This is a genomic window from Microvirga mediterraneensis (assembly GCF_013520865.1).
Lineage (GTDB): Bacteria > Pseudomonadota > Alphaproteobacteria > Rhizobiales > Beijerinckiaceae > Microvirga > Microvirga mediterraneensis.
The window spans coordinates 4,618,994-4,635,525 of record NZ_JACDXJ010000001.1; the positions used below are offsets into that span (position 1 = coordinate 4,618,994).

Below are 16,532 nucleotides of genomic sequence, written 5' to 3' on the forward strand. Positions count from 1 at the left end.
ACGGTCAGTCGAGTTCCTGGACACCCCCACCCGAGACGGTGAGTACCTGACCGCTGATCCAGGATGCGGCTGGCGAGCACAGAAACAAGGCGGCGTTGGCGATGTCCTCAGGCCGACCCAGGCGCCCGAGGGGAGTGTGCCGCAGCATGGCCTTCTCGACGTCGGGTTTCAGTACGCTCGCCAAGGCATCCGTGCGGATCGCGCCAGGCGCGATGGCATTGACCCGAATGCCCTGCGGGCCAAGGTCGAAGGCCATATTCCGGGTCAAGTGATTCACCGCCGCCTTCGACGAGCCGTAGGAGGCCATCCGCACGTTCCTGTTCTCGCCCGCCATGGACGAGATGTTGAGGATCGCGCCATGCCCCTTCTTCGCCATATAGGGCGCGGCCAGTTGCGACAGGCGGAACAGCGAGAACAGGTTGAGTTCGAACGCCCCGCGAAAATCCGCCATCGGCATGTCGAAGGGCTTGGGACCACCGCCGCCAGCGTTGTTGACGAGGACCGTTAGTTCGCCGAAGCGGTCGATGGCGGCTTGGACCACGGCCTGCAGGTCCGCCTCCTGCGTGACGTTGCAGCCTATCCCTACAGCTCGGCCGCCTGCCCGGGTGATCTCGGCGGCAACGGTCTGCGCGGTCTCGGCCTTGAGATCGCTGACCACCACAGCCGCGCCAGCGTCTGCAAAGACCTGGGCAATGGACCGGCCGATGCCGGCACCGGCTCCTGTGACAAGAGCCACGTCATGATCAAGTCGGAATTGCCCGGGGTCGTACATGCTGACGCTCCGTCGGAGGTGTACGGATCCAGGGTGCCACTCTTGAAAGCGTCAGGTCAATGAGAGACTTCCCCGTGAGCTTATGAAATCTTCCCGACGCACCCGCATTAAGGCCACATAGATATGCGATGGCAGATCACAATCACTCGGTTCCAAGGATGCGACATGGAGATAGCCAGCAATGTTTCTTCCGAAGAGCACGCGGCACCTGCTCACTCTCACATTGGTCCTTAGCGTGAGCGCTCCCGGGTTCGCCTTGGCTCGAGCACCATGGACGGCGCAGACATCCGATCCAAATGCTCTAGGGTGGATGCAGGGCTCACCGCCACCTCCGGACAAGATTATCCGCTTCGCGGATGGCAGCTATCAATCCTTCCCGCAATGGCGCTGGAGCGTGTGCCACTTTCAGCAGCTGATGCCGACGAAACCGGTTTCGCGAGGCATGGGGGCGCCGCGGCCCTTGGTGAAGTCAGAGCAGACTGATATTGAAACCATTCGCTTCACCCCGACAGGCGCGACAGAGCCGATGACGTTCATCGAAGCGTTCGATCGGAACTTCACCGACGGAATCATCATCCTGCACGAGGGGCGGATCGTCTACGAACGTTATGCTGGATGTCTTTCGGACCAGAACAGGCACGCGGCGATGTCGGTCACGAAATCACTTATCGGCCTCCTAGCGGAAATCCTCATCGCCGAGGGCACGCTCGACGAAAACCGCCGCGTCGATTCCTATGTCCCGGAGCTTGCAGCAAGTGCCTTTGGAGATGCTACCGTTCGCCAAGTCCTCGATATGACCACGGGCCTGCAATTCAGCGAGGATTATGCCGATCCGACAGCCGACGTGTGGCGCCATGCGATGGCGGGCAATCCACTGCCGAAGCCATCTGATTACGCGGGCCCTCGCAGTTACTACGAATACCTGGTCACCGTCCGTCGAGGCGGGGCTCACGGTGTCGCCTTCGGATATAAAACGGTGAATACCGACACCATGGGCTGGATCCTCAACCGCGTGACCGGCCGGCCCGTGAGCGATCTGCTGGCGGAGCGGATCTGGAGCCGGATCGGCGCCGATCTGGAAGCCTCCTTCACGGTGGATTCCATCGGAACACCGTTTGCTGGAGGCGGTTTCAACGCAGGTCTCCGGGACCTTGCCCGCGTCGGACAGTTGCTCCTCGACAAAGGTGTGGTCGACGGCAATCGAGTCGTGCCGGAGGCAGCAGTGACTAGCATCCAGCGTGGCGGCAACCAGAGCGCCTTTGCGAAGGCTGGATACTCTCAACTCGCCGGATGGAGCTACCGGAGCATGTGGTGGGCTACCCACAACAAGAACGGCGCTTTCATGGCACGCGGTGTATATGGCCAGTCTCTTTATGTGGACCCCGCCGCCCGTGCTGTCATTGCCCGGTTTGCATCGCATCCGGAAGCGGGAAATGCCGCCAACGACCCGACCACATTACCCCTTTACCAAGCCATTGCCGACCACCTGCTGGGCTCGGCTCGTTAACATCGTACCTAAGAGACTCCGTTGCAAACGCTGACATAACTAAAGAGTCTACCAGAGATGACTCACGTTAGCAGGCGTCTAGCGCTGCTCCCGAGAAAGATCGTGGACGGAGCGGCCGCAACACCGCGCTCAAACACCATTTCAGCCATACCGCGGTAGGCGATGGCGATCTGCAGTATCAGCGCAGCACAGAAGGATGACCTCAACCGGAAAGCGGCGGCGCTTAAAAAAAGAGACAATATGGCAACCCTCAAACAGCTACCCTCTTTTAAACTGCCAAGGTTAGTCAAACGGTGCCGAGGCCATAGACTTTTGGTTTGACTCGATCCACTTCCGCGCAGCCCCCGTGAAGCCGTCTCCCCGCCTCCACCGGCGAATTGATCATCCAGGCTTGATGACAGCACTCTTGAAGCCGTGGCGGACCAACCGATTCGGGCAGCGCCCCAGAGAGAGAGGCGGTTGTGAAGCGAGCCGGCGGGCCGAGCGGTCACGCGGATATCAGTTTCTTCCACACCCGGCCCCGGAAAGCACCCGAACGCTTTCGATAGAAGAACCCGAAACGAATAAGTCACGTATTACCAATAATTTATATATTCTCTCATCGGCTCGGTCGTTGAGGGGTTAGCTGATAATCAATCTTCGCATTCCCCCTCCTCCCATGAACGTTCGCGCATAAGCCACATCCGGTACACCTATGGTCCGCTTGACTGGAGAGTATTGGTATGCATTCTGGTCTTACCAAGGTAAGAAATATGACCGGTGATCTTGAAATCACGCGGCTTGGGGAGAGTGGCGGCAAAGGGTTCGAGAAGGTATTTGCCTTCCTGCGCGAGCGTTTGCTCGCGGGCTCATTGCGACCGGGCGACCGGCTTATCCCTGAACGCGATCTCGCCGCGCAACTCGGTGTCAGCCGACCGATCCTGCGCGAGGCTCTGCGCGCTCTGACGGTTCTCGGAGTCGTGGAAATCCGCGACCGTGTCGGGACGATCGTTCGACGTCCGGACTTATCGGTTCTGAACGATTTTTTCACCTTCGCCTTCGCGCAGCAATCTGACGTCGTGGACGACGTGATGCAGGCGCGCATCGCGATCGAATGCCAGGCCGTCCGGCTTGCCGCCGAGCGGGCCACCGTATCGGATTTCGAGCGGTTGCAGCATGCACTCGCACGTATCGTCGAGACCATCGATGATCCCGACGGCGGCAGCGCAGCCGATTTTGAATTTCACCGCGCCGTCGTGAACGCAGGCAAGTCCGAGACGCTGATTGTGCTGCACAACTCACTATCCGGCATCCTGATGCGCTCTCATCGCGATCGCCGGGAACTTCTTCAGGTATTCGACTCCATGAAGAACTACCTGATCGAGGATCACCGCCGGATCTTCGACGCCATCGTCGGCCGGGACCCGGAGCATGCGGAAAGGGTCCTGCGAGAGCATTTCGCGATCGGCGACGATTTCCGTCGTCGCGCCGCGATCGGCGAATCCGACGCCCGGAGTGCCTCATGACACTTGATCAAGGACAGAAAGACACGATGGGACGGAACGGACAGAATGCGACGGTCGGCTTTGTCGGCCTAGGGACGATGGGGCGCGAGATGGCGCTCAACCTGCTCAAGGCCGGATATCCAGTCTGCGCCTATGACGTACGCAAAGAAGCCATCGACGACCTCGTTACCCAAGGTGCAACCCGCGCCGAGAGTCCGGCTGAGGCGGCCCGGGACTCGGACATCGTCATCTCCATGCTTCCCGACACCCCGCAGGTCGAGGAGATCGTCTATGGCGAAGGCGGTCTTCTGACGTCGCCACCACGCGGTCTTCTTCTCGTCGACATGAGCACGATCTCTCCTGTCGCCGTCCGGCGCATGCATGCCGACCTCAAGGCCGTCGGCGTGGAATTCCTCGATGCGCCCGTGTCCGGTGGCCCGGTCGGCGCCAAGAATGCCACGCTTTCGATCATGGTCGGAGGCGACCGAGACGCCTTCATGCGTGCGGAACCGTTTTTCCAGGCCATGGGAGCGACGATCACGCATGTGGGCGAAGCTGGGGCCGGGCAGACGGTCAAGCTCTGCAACCAGCTCGTCTGTGCCATCAATATCCAGGCCATCTGTGAGGCTCTTGCGCTCGGTCGCGCCTCCGGCGTGGATCTCGAACAGCTCCGCAACGTGCTCCTGGGTGGCTCGGCCGCGTCCTGGATGCTCGATAAGCTGGGGCCTGCAATGATCGTGGGCGATACCTCTGCCGGGTTTCGCATCGATCTGATGCTCAAAGACCTGCGCCTTGTGCAGGAGCAGGCGCTTTCGCTATCCGTCCCGCTGCCGGGCACGGCGCTAGTGACCAGCCAGTATGTCGAGGCGCGCGCCCATGGTGAAGGCACGAACGGCAACCAGTCTCTCTTCCGGGTCTATGACCGGATGACGAACCAAGCTGCAAACTAGCTCGGGGCCATCTGCGATGAACCTCAACTTGGATTTCGCCGCGATCATCGAGCGATGGCCGGCCTTCCTGGACGGGGCACTGCTCACCCTTCAGCTCGCCTTCATCGCAACGGTGCTCGGCACAGCCATCGGTGTCCTTGGTGCCATCGGGCGGCGCAGCCGCCATCCGATCATTGCACGCATATGCAGCATCTATGTCGAGGCGATCCGCAACACGCCACTTCTGGTCCAAATCTTCCTCGTCTATTTCGGCCTTGCCAGTCTGGGATTGAAATTCTCTGCCTTCATGGTCGCCGCGGCGGCACTCACGATCAATGTCGGCGCCTACACGACCGAGATCATCCGCGCAGGATTCGACTCGATCCCGCGCGGACAAATCGAGGCCGCAGAGGGGCTGGCTCTGTCTCGGGCCCAGATCTATTGGCACGTGGTGATGTGGCCAGCGATCGAGAAGGTCTATCCGTCGCTGACGAGTCAGTTCGTGCTGCTGATGCTTGCCTCGTCGGTAACGTCGCAGATCTCGGCGGAAGAGCTGACGGCAGTCGCGAACTATATTCAGTCCGATACCTACCGCGCTTTCGAGACCTATATCCTCGTCGCAATCGTCTATATCGTCCTGTCGCTGATCATGCGTGCCGGTTTCTGGCTTCTCGGCCTCGTTATCTTCCCGCGTCGTCGACGCCTCGGCACCCCTTTGTGAGGAGAAGTGGATGGGCGGCTCCCTCAATGCCAATCACCTGATGTTCCTCGGATACGGAGCGCTTTGGACAATCGGTCTGTCGCTCATCGGCCTCCTCGGCGGCGGCATCGCCGGTTTCATCGTTGCCCTCTGCCGCATCTCGCCGATCCGGATCGTCAGGCTTCTCAGCGCCGGTTATGTCCAGCTCATCCAAGGCACGCCACTGCTCGTCATCATGTTCCTGACCTATTTCGGCCTGCCGGCGCTTGGCCTGACTGTCTCTCCCCTGATGGCCGCCGGCGCTTCGCTCACGATCTTCGTCAGTGCCTATCTCGGAGAGATATGGCGTGGATGCTTCGAGTCCGTTCCGAAGCAGCAGTGGGAAGCAGCGGAAGGGCTTGCCCTAAGCCGCTCCCAGCGGATGATGAAGGTCATCCTGCCACAGGCGATCCGGATCGCGACGCCGCCGACCGTGGGATTCATGGTCCAGATCATCAAGAACACCTCGTTGGCATCGGTGGTCGGATTCGTGGAGCTCGCGCGATCCGGGCAGATCATCAACAATTCCCTGTTCGAGCCGTTCCTGGTCTACACGATCATCGCCATCATCTACTTCGCCCTCTGCTATCCGCTCTCGCGGTTCAGTCACCGATTGGAAAGGCGCGGTGGCCCGGCTCGCCTCGAACTTGAGACTGCCTGACATGCACAGCATCACTAGAACACATTCCGCGTCATCGGTCGTCGCCCTTTCGAATGTGCACAAGAGCTTCGGCGCGCTCAAGGTGCTCGACGGGGTAAGCTTCGCTGTCGATCGTGGTGAGGTTCTCGTTCTCATCGGCCGCAGTGGCTCCGGCAAGAGCACCGCCTTGCGTTGCATCGACCGCTTCGAGACGATCGACCGCGGCGAGATTGTCGTGTGCGGCCATCGGGTCAACGACCCAAAACTCGACCTGCGGGCACTGCGCCAGGATGTCGGCATCGTGTTCCAGAGCTACAACCTGTTTCCGCATTTGACCATCGAGGAAAACATCACGCTTGCCCCCTGTTCTGTAAAAGGAATCTCGAAGGTTCAGGCGAAGGAGCAGGCGCGGCGGGTTCTTGCCCAGGTCGGCCTGGAGGACAAGCTCCACCAATATCCTGAACAGCTTTCCGGCGGTCAGCAACAGCGCGCGGCGATCGCCCGCTCGCTCGCCATGCAGCCCAAGGTGATGCTGTTCGACGAAGTGACCTCGGCCCTCGATCCGGAGCTGACCGGCGAGGTTCTGAAGGTCATAGAGGCGCTCGCTGCGGACGGCATGACCATGGTGATGGTCACGCACGAGATGGGATTTGCCAGGGGGATCGCCAACCGGGTGGTGTTCATGCATCGCGGCAAGGTCCATGAGACCGGTCCTGCCGCGATCCTGACATCGCCCGCAACTCCGGAACTCGCCCAGTTCGTTGGCACGGGGCTCTAAACGACAACCAGAACTTAGGGAGACCAACGACGATGATGATGAAGCGCCCGCTCTACGCTGCCGCAATTGCAATGACATGCATGGCGTCACTCGGCACAACCGCAGCCCACGCTGACCTTCTCGACGATATCATGAAGGCCAAGAAGATCCGCATCGCGACCGACCTAGCAATTCCGCCGTCCGGAATGATGGATGCGAACCTAAATCCGACGGGGTCGGACGTGGAGACGGCCCAGCTTCTCGCCAAGGATCTTGGGCTGGAACTCGAGTTCGTCCAGACGACGGGTGCGACCCGGATTCCGAACGTCCAGACCAACAAGGCAGACATCATCATCTCGACCCTCTCCGTTACGCCCGAGCGTGCCAAGGTGATCGACTTCACCAAGGCCTACGCGGCCTTGCAATCCGTCGTAGGCTGCCTCAAATCGGTGCAGGTGAAGAGTTGGGAGGACCTCAAGGGCAAGACCATCGCCGTCTCCCGCGGCACGACGCAGGATACCGAATTGTCGAACATGAAGGATCGCAATCTCACCCTCGCACGCTTCGACGACGACGCCACCATGGTGACGGCTGCGGTCTCGGGGCAGGCCGATTGCGTTGCGACTTCCGCAACGATCGTGAACCAGATCGGCGTCAAGAACCCGGCCCGCACGTTCGAGCCCAAGGTGCTCATTCGCACCTTCGACCTTGCCATCGGGGTCCGCAAGGGCGAGCCGCGCCTCGTCGAGAAGCTTAACGAATGGATCTCGACCAACCTGAAGAACGGCAAGCTGAACGAGATCTACAAGAAATTCCATGGCAGCGAGCTCCCGCAGGAGATGCGAAGCTGAGCCAGGAGAACATAGGGTGGCGCCCAGCGCCACCCTGCCTGCAACTATAAACGAAAGGTTATCCAATGCGCGTCGTAATCGGGTCGGATCATGCCGGATGGCCCCTCAAGAATGCGGTGGTCGAGCACGTCCGCTCTCTCGGACATGAGGTCATCGATGTCGGCTCGTTTGATGACAAACCTGTCGATTTCCCGGATATTGCCCGCGCGTTGACTCATAAGGTCAAGTCCGGTGAGGCCGAGCGCGGCATCATGGTCTGCGGCACCGGCGTCGGTGCGTCGATCGCAGCCAACAAGGTCAAGGGCATTCGCGCCGCCGTCTGCCACGATATCCACTCGGCGCATCAGTCCGTCGAGCATGACGACGTCAACGTCATGTGCATCGGCGCCAAGATCGTCGGCTCTTGGCTCGCACAGGATCTCGTTGAGGCCTACTTGAAGGCGGAGTTCTCCACCGACGAGGACTGCCGTCGCCGCGTGGAAATGCTTCACGCCATGGATGCCGAAGGCTGAGTCCAATCGGATCGGATAACGTGCGCGTATGGCATGGTCCTTGTCTTCGGCTCCAATAGCGTCGATTTGGTCGCCCTCGTGTCTACGATCCGGCAACCCGGCTAGATAGTCCTCTCGCTGGGCTATGAGATGTCGTTCTACGGCAAAGGGCGCGAGCCACGCGATTGCGACGGCGCGGGTATTGCTATCGAATCGAGTGGCAATCACGGCCTGAGTTGACTGGATGAACTTTAATCACTGTCAATGAATGCGGCGAGAACGAGATCTGTGTCCCCAGCGAGACCAGTGCTTACTGGCCAGAGCTCCGGCCTTAGAATCTGTGCCGTATGGCTCAACGAATGCGATGTTCCAGATGGAAGCTCCTTTCCAAGCGTCCCTCCATGTTGCGCAAGGCGTACGGGCGACTGGTGGTCGCGCTATTTGGAGCCCCTGCGCCAACTCAGCCGCAAGCTCCGGAAAGAGATCTCTCGAATCACAGACAGCAGCTGGGTACTGATAAGGGTCCCGGCTGGTAGCCCAATATCCCATTCGGTAAGCTTAAGCACATTTGACCGGTCATAGGGGCAGGGGTGCCTCCGCTGTGGCCTCGTTGAGCCGGGCGGCGTATAACGTCGTGCCGGCCGCGATTAAGAGCGTTTCACTCAGCCTGAATAGTGAAATTCAAAGTATGTTAAATCATCGGACCTGACTTCGAATGAACGTCCTATGCTTTAATTGATCAGTTCCTCCGTCACCGCCACTGTTGACTTCGATTCCGATACCCGGCGCATCAACACATAGAATACAGGCGTAAAGACAAGACCGAAGAGGGTGACCCCCAGCATACCGGATAGAACGGCATTGCCCATGGCCCGACGCATCTCGGAACCTGCTCCCGTTGCCATCGCGAGAGGAACCACACCAGCGATGAATACAATCGACGTCATCAGGATGGGCCTCAGGCGCAGCCGCGCAGCTTCGAGGACGGCATCGAGAGGATCATATCCCTCGTTCTCCCTGCTACGTGCGAACTCGACGATGAGGATCGCGTTCTTGGCCGCCAGACCAACGAGAACGATAAAGCCGATCTGAGTGAAGATATTGTTGTCGCCACCCGACAGCCACACGCCGGCAGTCGCGGAAAGCAGAGCCACCGGAGCGATCAACAGCACAGCCAGAGGCAGTGACCACGAATTGTACTGAGCAGCCAAGATCAAGAAGGCGAGCAGTACGGCAAGCGGGAAAATGTAGATTGCCGTGTTGCCTGCCTGCTTTTCTTGATAGGTCAGGTCCGTCCACTCGAACGTCATGCCTGCAGGTAGGGTGTCCCGTGCGATCCGGTCGATGGCTGCGATCGCCTGACCGGACGAATAGCCCGGTGCCGCATTGCCGCTGAGATCGGCGGAAGGATATCCATTGTAATGCATGACACGGTCCGGTCCGGAACCGGGAAAGACAGCTATGATCGACGCAAGCGGGATCATCTCATTCTTGTCATTGCGAACCTTCAGGCGAGCAATATCTTCGGCCTGCATACGAAACGGCGCGTCTGCCTGAACGAAGACGCGGTAGGGTCTTCCGAAGCGGTTAAAATCATTAACGTAGACAGATCCCAGATAGGTCTGAAGTGTTTCGAAAATCGTCGTGAGAGGGATGCCAAGAGCCTTCGCCTTCGGACGGTCAATATCCACCTGGATCTGCGGTGCGTTCACTTGAAAGCTGGCGAGCAAGCCCATCAGTGCCGGATCCTGGCTCGCTTTCAGCATGACAGAGCCCAAGGCACCCGCAAGGGCATCGTGCCCCTGTCCGCTGCGATCCTCGATCTGCAACTTGAAGCCGCCAATCGCGCCCAGGCCAGAAACGGGCGGTGGCGGGAACATGCCGACGAACCCATCAGGGATCTGCGAGAACTTTTCCATAAGGCGACCGGCGATGGCATGAGCCGAGAGCGATGGATCCTTGCGTTCCTCGAACGGTTTCAGTATTGCGAACATCACGGCAGCGTTCGGAATGTTGACAAATCCGTTGACCGACAAGCCGGGGAAGGCGACGGTACTCTCGACCCCAGGCTCAGCAAGTGCGACACGCGACATTTCCTTCACCACTAATTCCGTGCGATCGAGGGAAGCGCCAGAAGGAAGCTGTGCGATACCGACGAGGTAGTATTTGTCCTGTGCCGGCACGAAGCCGCCGGGAATCTTGTTGAAGCCCATATAAATCAGGCCCAGAAGGCCGACATAGACCACCATAACGATACCGCTGAGTCGAACGACTCGTCGCACAGTATCAACATAAGATTTGGAAGCAGCTTCGAAAGAGCGATTGAAGAGGTGAAAAAACTTCCCGAGTCCTACGTCGATCAATCGCGTCAAAGCGTCCTGCTGTCCATGGTGCGGTTTCAGGAGAATGCCGGACAGCGCAGGACTTAAGGTGAGAGAATTCACCGCTGAAAGAACCGTCGATATCGCGATGGTCAAGGCGAATTGCTGATAGAATGCTCCCTGAAGACCACTAAGGAAGGCCGTGGGAATGAAGACCGCGGCCAGGACGGAGGTGATAGCGATGATAGGCCCCGTCACTTCGTCCATGGCCCTGTGGGCTGCTTCCTTGGGACTCGCGCCTAGGCTCATGTGGCGCTCGACATTCTCCACCACGACGATGGCATCGTCGACCACGATGCCGATCGACAGAACAAGGCCGAACAGCGATAGAGTATTGAGAGAGAAACCGAAGAGATGCATGAACGCAAAGGTACCCACGAGTGACACAGGTACAGCGACCAGCGGAATGATCGAAGCGCGCCAAGTTTGAAGGAACATTACGACCACAAGCACCACAAGCACGACCGCCTCGAGCAATGTAACGGCGACGGCCCTGAGCGAAGACTTCACGAGAATCGTCGGGTCATAGGCGATCCGGTAATCAATTCCTTGTGGGAAACCCTTTTTTAGCCCCTCCATCGTGGAGCGCACAGCACTCGAAACTTCGAGAGCATTCGCACCAGGACTCTGAATGATTTGAATCGCGACCGCTGGCTCCCCATCGAGCAGACTTCTAAGCGCATAAGCGTCTGCACCCAGTTCTACGCGTGCAACGTCGCGCAGGCGCACTGTTTGAGCTTCGTCTCCCGTCTTGACAATAATGTCGCCGAACTGCTCCTCATTGGAAAGGCGTCCAAGGGTGTTGACGGATACCTGGAATTCAGCCGTCGTGTTGGGTTGCTGACCGACAGTACCCGCAGCTACTTGCACATTCTGCTCGCGAATGGCGCGGATGATATCCATGGCAGTAAGGCCTCGGGCCGCCACCTTTGTCGGATCGAGCCAGACGCGCATCGAATACTCACCAGCCCCCCAGATCACGACGTCGCCGACGCCAGGCAAGCGCGCAAGAGTATCGCGAACCTGCAGTTGAGCATAGTTCGAGATATACAGTGGATCGTATCGTTTATCTGGAGAGATGAGATGGACAACCATCAGAATATCGGGAGAGGTCTTCTGCGTGACCACACCCTGACGCTGCACATCTTCGGGAAGACGCGGAAGAGCCCGCGAAACCCGATTCTGCACTTGGATCTGCGCCGCATCGGGATTGACGCCCTGTGCGAAGGTAACAGTGAGCGTCATGCGTCCGTCCGTGGCCGCTTGAGAACTCATGTAGAGCATCCCCTCAACGCCGTTCAGAGCCTGCTCCAGAGGGGCTGCGACCGTATCCGCGATGACCTGGGGATTGGCGCCTGGATAGCTTGCCGTGACCTGGATCGTCGGCGGCGTAATAGCCGGATACTCGCTCAATGGCAGTCGCGTCAGCGAGAGAGCGCCACTGAGGATCACCAGAGCAGAAAGGACGATAGCGAAAATCGGACGGTCGACAAAGAAGTGTGAAAAGCGCATGGCCTACCTCACTCGGCAGCGGCGAGTTCGGCAGCGTCTCGAAAAGCTGCGGCATCCATGTTGCCGCCCATCGCTACGTCGCGTGGCGTCACCACCATTCCCGGACGAACCAAACCTTTAACAATAATCTTTTCGCCAGGGGCGAGACCTGACAGGACGGATCGCATTCCCGCGATGACAGGCCCAAGCTTCAAAATTCGGTACTCGACCTTATTGCCTTCGGCGAGCACGAGCGCATAGCGCTTGCCCTGATCCGTTCCGACAGCCTGATCGTCTATTAACACCGTTTCACGCGGCGCGTCGGTGATGAGCTTCACGCGGGCGAAAAGCCCGGGCGCGAGACGCCCATCGGGATTGGTAAGAGATGCGCGTGCGCGGATCGTACCCGTGCTGCGATCGATGCGGTTGCCCACGAAATTGAGAATGCCTTGCTGCGGAAAGCCCTGGTCGCTGATAAGCCCGACACGCACCGGAAGCTTCGCCCCGGTCCAACCGGACCTGTCAGAGCGAGCTTTCTCCAGCGAAGTGAGATAGGTCCCCTCGTCAATGTCGAAGTAAACATAAGCTGGGTCGACGGAGACGATCGTCGTGAGCAGCGTCGCCTGCCCCACATTGCCTCCCGTCACCAGATTGCCTTGTGTCACAAGCACGCGGTCGATCCGACCAGAAATCGGAGCCGTGATTCTTGTATATGACAAGTCAAGCTCTGCGGTGAAAACTGCCGATTTCGCCGCCTGTACCTGTGCCTGGCGCTCGCGGCGATTGGCAAGGGCACCATCATACCGATCCCGAGAGGCAATGCCCTTGTCGTTCAACTGATCGACGCGGGCAAACTCGGCTTCTGCCTGAGACAGGCGGGCTTCTGCTTGGGCAAGCTGTGCACGAGACTGCTCGAGCATCGCTTGATAGGGGCGAGGATCGACTTGAAAGAGAATCTGCCCTTGTTCAACGATACCTCCTTCAGGCACGGTGACTGCTTGGATATATCCGCCGATCCGTGGACGGACTTCGACGCTTTCCACAGCAGCAATATAGCCCGTGTATTCGAGCGATGGCGCGACTTTACGAACCAGGACTTCGGCAACAGGAACCTCCGGTGGAAGAGTGGCGTTTTTGGAACCCGTTTCGGAAGAGGCACGACCGGAGAACATCCAGATACTTATTCCGATAGCGAAAGTCGCAAGAAGCGAGAACAGGATAGTTTTCCGGATTGGAGCCGACATCTCATCCATTCTTTCGACAGATATCGGCGGCATGCTTTGCCTAGCCGATGAATTGAATTGCAAGGGATGCTGAAACTTCCAACAGTAAGAAGGTCAGGCTCCCTTCTTCAAACAGTCAGCGCCATTCTGCAGATCAGAGAAGCCTCCGGGTAGGAGCCAACTCGCATCGCGCACACCTAAAAGGCTTCCTGCAGAAACGCGCAGGATCTCCCCATTGGCTGAGCCCAGGGCCTTGGAGGATTGCCCTGGGCCTGAGGGTCATCGAATGTCTTCAGAGAGCGGCCGTGTAGCCGGCCTCGGCCACAATAGCCTTCAGCACCGTGAAGTCGGATGCACCCTTGACGGCAACCGTCTTTGCCTGCGGATCGGCGACGACTTCCGTGCCCGGAAGGCGTGTCTCGATCGCCTTCTTGATCGTGCCTGCGCAGTGACCGCAGGTCATGTCGTCAACCTGGAAGGTGAAAGCACCCGTGATTACGCCCTTGGCGTTAGTCGTATCAGTGGAGTGGGAAGAACATCCACACATGGTTCAACTCCTTTGCATTGATTGCAAGAGTGAGGTCTACGACTTCCAACGGTGGCAGGGTCAAGAGGCAAAATCCCCATACTCCAACTCTGATTGAAGAGCGAACTTTTGTATCTTGACCTTACCATCGTTGGAAGAATTAAGCCGTCTGTCGATTGATGGATCAAGGAGACCTGGGATGGTGGGCGAGACATCGACTGCACCGATTGTAGCAATTGACATTCCGATCCACGGCATGACCTGCGCGTCATGCGTGGGACGTGTCGAGAAGGCGATCCGCGCCGTGGAGGGCGTCACGGCCGCGAACGTCAATCTGGCGACGGAGCGGGCGCATGTGGAGTTCGCCCCGTCCGGAGCCGATCCCGCGGCGGTCGCGGAGGCGATCCGGGCCGTGGGCTACGAGCCGTCCGAGAGCACGGTCGAACTGAAGATCGACGGCATGACCTGCGCCTCCTGCGTCAACCGGGTCGAGAAGGCGCTCACGCGCGTACCCGGCGTGGTGGGAGCCTCCGTCAATCTCGCGACCGAGCGGGCTGCCGTCCGCTATCTCGGCAGCGGGGCTATCGTGAGCCGCCTGATCGGCGCCGTCGAGCAGACCGGCTACGAGGCCAAGCCGGTCCAGCGGGAGGGGGGCCAGGCTGACCGGGAGCGCGAGGCTCGGGAGGCCGAACTGGCCTCTCTGCGGCGTTCGCTCGTTTTATCCGCCGTTCTGACGCTGCCTGTCTTTGTCCTGGAAATGGGCTCCCACTTCGTCCCGGCGATCCACGACTGGGTCATGGACACGATGGGACACCGGGAGAGCTGGTATCTGCAGTTCGCTCTCACGACCCTGGTGCTGTTCGGCCCAGGCTTGCGCTTCTACCTCAAAGGCCTTCCGGCCCTCGTGCGCCTTGGCCCCGACATGAACTCGCTCGTCGCCCTGGGAACGCTGTCGGCCTACGGATACTCCCTCATTGCGACCTTCGCGTCCACACGCCTGCCTGAGGGCACGGTGAACGTCTATTACGAGGCGGCGGCCGTGATCGTGACCCTGATCCTGCTCGGCCGCTTTCTCGAAGCCAAGGCCAAGGGCCGCACGTCGGAAGCGATCAAGCGCCTCATGGGCCTGCAGGCGAAGACCGCCCGGGTGCTGCGCGACGGCGCGGCCCGGGAGGTCCCCCTCGACCGGGTCGAGGCCGGTGACCTCGTCCAGGTCCGGCCCGGCGAGCGGATCCCGGTCGACGGCATCGTCGTGGACGGATCGTCCTATGTGGATGAATCCATGATCACGGGCGAGCCCCTTCCCGTCGAGAAAGCAGCCGGCCAGGAAGTGGTCGGCGGCACCGTCAACCGCACCGGCAGCTTCACCTTCCAGGCCACCCGCATCGGCGCCGACACGGTGCTGGCCCAGATCATCCGCATGGTCGAGCAGGCGCAAGGCTCGAAGCTCCCGATCCAGGCCCTCGTGGACCGGGTGACCGCCTGGTTCGTGCCCGCCGTCATGGCCGCGGCCGCCCTCACCTTCCTGGTCTGGCTTGTCTTCGGCCCCGACCCGGCCCTCACCTTCGCGCTGGTCAATGCGGTCGCCGTGCTGATCATCGCCTGCCCCTGCGCCATGGGCCTGGCGACCCCGACCTCGATCATGGTCGGCACCGGCCGGGCGGCGGAGCTCGGGGTGCTGTTCCGCCAGGGCGAGGCCCTGCAGAGCCTCAAGGAGGTCGGCGTCGTCGCGCTCGACAAGACCGGCACCCTGACCCAGGGCCGCCCCGCGCTGACCGACTTCGTCACGGCTCCCGGCTTCTCCGAGGCCGAGGTGCTGGGGCTGGTCGCCGCTGTCGAGAGCCGCTCCGAGCATCCGATCGCGCAGGCCATCGTGGCGGCGGCCGAGCGGCGCGGCCTGCCTCTCTCGTCGCCCGACGGCTTCGAGGCCGTGCCGGGCTTCGGCGTCTCGGCCCTGGTCGAGGGACGCAAGGTGGAGGTGGGGGCGGACCGCTTCATGGCGAGGCTCGGCTACGACACGGCTGAGTTCATGCCGGCCGCCACCCGGCTCGGCCTCGAGGGCAAGAGCCCGCTCTATGCCGCCCTCGACGGCCGGCTCGCGGCCATCGTGGCGGGGGCCGGTCCGGTCAAGGCGACGACGCCGGAGGCGATCGCGGCGCTGCATGCGCTCGGGCTCAAGGTCGCGATGATCACCGGCGACAACCGCAGGACCGCCGAGGCCATCGCGCGGCGGATCGGGATCGACGAGGTGGTGGCGGAGGTTCTGCCCGACGGCAAGGTCGAGGTGGTCAAGCGCCTGCGCCGGGCGCACGGCTCGATCGCCTTCGTGGGCGACGGCATCAACGACGCGCCGGCTCTGGCGGAGGCGGATATCGGCCTCGCCATCGGCACGGGCACGGACATCGCCATCGAGAGCGCCGACGTGGTGCTCATGTCGGGCGACGTGCGCGGCGTCGTGAACGCCATCGCGCTCTCGAAGGCGACGATCCGCAACATCCGGCAGAACCTGTTCTGGGCCTTCGCCTACAACGTGCTGCTGATCCCGGTCGCGGCGGGCGTGCTCTATCCGCTGGACGGCACCCTGCTCTCGCCGATGGTCGCCGCCGGCGCCATGGCGCTGTCCAGCGTCTTCGTCCTCGGCAACGCCCTGCGCCTGCGCGGCTTCAAAGCGCCCATCGCTACGGAAACGGGCTCACCTGCGGCTTCCGTCCCAGCTGCCGCAGCCGCTTAAGAGGATCGGC

13 protein-coding genes are annotated in these 16,532 nt (G+C 60.5%); 9 read left to right on the forward strand and 4 right to left on the reverse strand.

The features are described from left to right. Positions 1-4 precede the first annotated feature (4 nt). On the reverse strand, positions 5-736 hold the full coding sequence (gene hdhA / locus H0S73_RS21925; protein ID WP_484502644.1) for a 7-alpha-hydroxysteroid dehydrogenase: 732 nt from the start codon (positions 734-736) through the stop codon (positions 5-7). Between the two features lie 346 nt (positions 737-1,082). Between hdhA and H0S73_RS21930 the strand changes: the two genes are divergently transcribed. The 8 genes from H0S73_RS21930 to rpiB all read left to right on the forward strand — a co-directional run bounded on the left by H0S73_RS21930 (position 1,083) and on the right by rpiB (position 8,191). After that, positions 1,083-2,279 (forward strand): serine hydrolase domain-containing protein, encoded by a 1,197-nt coding sequence (locus tag H0S73_RS21930; protein WP_246389148.1) that lies wholly within the window; start codon positions 1,083-1,085, stop codon positions 2,277-2,279. A gap of 752 nt (positions 2,280-3,031) precedes the next feature. Next, on the forward strand, positions 3,032-3,784 hold the full coding sequence (locus H0S73_RS21935; protein ID WP_181054120.1) for a FadR/GntR family transcriptional regulator: 753 nt from the start codon (positions 3,032-3,034) through the stop codon (positions 3,782-3,784). Positions 3,785-3,810: 26 nt separating this feature from the next. Further along, positions 3,811-4,713 carry an NAD(P)-dependent oxidoreductase gene (locus H0S73_RS21940; RefSeq protein ID WP_246389345.1) on the forward strand — a complete coding sequence of 301 codons (903 nt, stop codon included), beginning with the start codon at positions 3,811-3,813 and terminating at the stop codon, positions 4,711-4,713. 16 nt (positions 4,714-4,729) lie between these two features. Beyond that, entirely contained in the window at positions 4,730-5,413 is a 684-nt protein-coding gene (locus tag H0S73_RS21945) for an amino acid ABC transporter permease (protein ID WP_181054122.1), read from the forward strand. A 10-nt stretch (positions 5,414-5,423) separates the two neighbouring features. Next, a complete protein-coding gene (locus H0S73_RS21950) occupies positions 5,424-6,092 on the forward strand; it encodes an amino acid ABC transporter permease (protein WP_181054123.1) in 669 nt (222 codons plus the stop codon). Between the two features lies 1 nt (position 6,093). After that, the gene (locus tag H0S73_RS21955; protein ID WP_181054124.1) at positions 6,094-6,849 is read left to right on the forward strand and encodes an amino acid ABC transporter ATP-binding protein; all 756 of its coding nucleotides are present in this window, start codon (positions 6,094-6,096) and stop codon (positions 6,847-6,849) included. Positions 6,850-6,887: 38 nt separating this feature from the next. Further along, on the forward strand, positions 6,888-7,679 hold the full coding sequence (locus tag H0S73_RS21960) for a transporter substrate-binding domain-containing protein (RefSeq protein WP_425488236.1): 792 nt from the start codon (positions 6,888-6,890) through the stop codon (positions 7,677-7,679). Positions 7,680-7,744: 65 nt separating this feature from the next. Then, positions 7,745-8,191 (forward strand): ribose 5-phosphate isomerase B, encoded by a 447-nt coding sequence (rpiB, locus tag H0S73_RS21965; RefSeq protein WP_181054125.1) that lies wholly within the window; start codon positions 7,745-7,747, stop codon positions 8,189-8,191. 710 nt (positions 8,192-8,901) lie between these two features. On the opposite strand, the gene H0S73_RS21970 is transcribed toward rpiB, so the two are convergent. The 3 genes from H0S73_RS21970 to H0S73_RS21980 all read right to left on the reverse strand — a co-directional run bounded on the left by H0S73_RS21970 (position 8,902) and on the right by H0S73_RS21980 (position 13,812). Then, the gene (locus tag H0S73_RS21970; protein ID WP_181054126.1) at positions 8,902-12,063 is read right to left on the reverse strand and encodes an efflux RND transporter permease subunit; all 3,162 of its coding nucleotides are present in this window, start codon (positions 12,061-12,063) and stop codon (positions 8,902-8,904) included. Between the two features lie 8 nt (positions 12,064-12,071). After that, positions 12,072-13,319, reverse strand: a complete 1,248-nt coding sequence (locus H0S73_RS21975; protein WP_246389150.1) for an efflux RND transporter periplasmic adaptor subunit — start codon at positions 13,317-13,319, stop codon at positions 12,072-12,074. Between the two features lie 238 nt (positions 13,320-13,557). After that, positions 13,558-13,812 carry a heavy-metal-associated domain-containing protein gene (locus tag H0S73_RS21980; RefSeq protein ID WP_181054127.1) on the reverse strand — a complete coding sequence of 85 codons (255 nt, stop codon included), beginning with the start codon at positions 13,810-13,812 and terminating at the stop codon, positions 13,558-13,560. A gap of 178 nt (positions 13,813-13,990) precedes the next feature. Here H0S73_RS21980 and H0S73_RS21985 point away from each other — a divergent pair, with 178 nt between their 5' ends. After that, positions 13,991-16,522 (forward strand): heavy metal translocating P-type ATPase, encoded by a 2,532-nt coding sequence (locus H0S73_RS21985; protein WP_181054128.1) that lies wholly within the window; start codon positions 13,991-13,993, stop codon positions 16,520-16,522. Positions 16,523-16,532 lie beyond the last annotated feature (10 nt).

What these genes read in the sequence shown, in the direction of transcription:
- H0S73_RS21930 (WP_246389148.1), top strand. Translation starts at nt 1,083, where the DNA reads ATGCAGGGCTCACCGCCACCTCCGGACAAGATTATCCGCTTCGCGGAT.
- H0S73_RS21945 (WP_181054122.1), top strand. Translation starts at nt 4,730, where the DNA reads ATGAACCTCAACTTGGATTTCGCCGCGATCATCGAGCGATGGCCGGCC.
- H0S73_RS21970 (WP_181054126.1), bottom strand. Translation starts at nt 12,063, where the DNA reads ATGCGCTTTTCACACTTCTTTGTCGACCGTCCGATTTTCGCTATCGTC.
- H0S73_RS21940 (WP_246389345.1), top strand. Translation starts at nt 3,811, where the DNA reads ATGGGACGGAACGGACAGAATGCGACGGTCGGCTTTGTCGGCCTAGGG.
- H0S73_RS21955 (WP_181054124.1), top strand. Translation starts at nt 6,094, where the DNA reads ATGCACAGCATCACTAGAACACATTCCGCGTCATCGGTCGTCGCCCTT.
- H0S73_RS21985 (WP_181054128.1), top strand. Translation starts at nt 13,991, where the DNA reads ATGGTGGGCGAGACATCGACTGCACCGATTGTAGCAATTGACATTCCG.
- H0S73_RS21960 (WP_425488236.1), top strand. Translation starts at nt 6,888, where the DNA reads ATGAAGCGCCCGCTCTACGCTGCCGCAATTGCAATGACATGCATGGCG.
- H0S73_RS21975 (WP_246389150.1), bottom strand. Translation starts at nt 13,319, where the DNA reads ATGCCGCCGATATCTGTCGAAAGAATGGATGAGATGTCGGCTCCAATC.
- rpiB (WP_181054125.1), top strand. Translation starts at nt 7,745, where the DNA reads ATGCGCGTCGTAATCGGGTCGGATCATGCCGGATGGCCCCTCAAGAAT.
- H0S73_RS21935 (WP_181054120.1), top strand. Translation starts at nt 3,032, where the DNA reads ATGACCGGTGATCTTGAAATCACGCGGCTTGGGGAGAGTGGCGGCAAA.
- H0S73_RS21950 (WP_181054123.1), top strand. Translation starts at nt 5,424, where the DNA reads ATGGGCGGCTCCCTCAATGCCAATCACCTGATGTTCCTCGGATACGGA.
- H0S73_RS21980 (WP_181054127.1), bottom strand. Translation starts at nt 13,812, where the DNA reads ATGTGTGGATGTTCTTCCCACTCCACTGATACGACTAACGCCAAGGGC.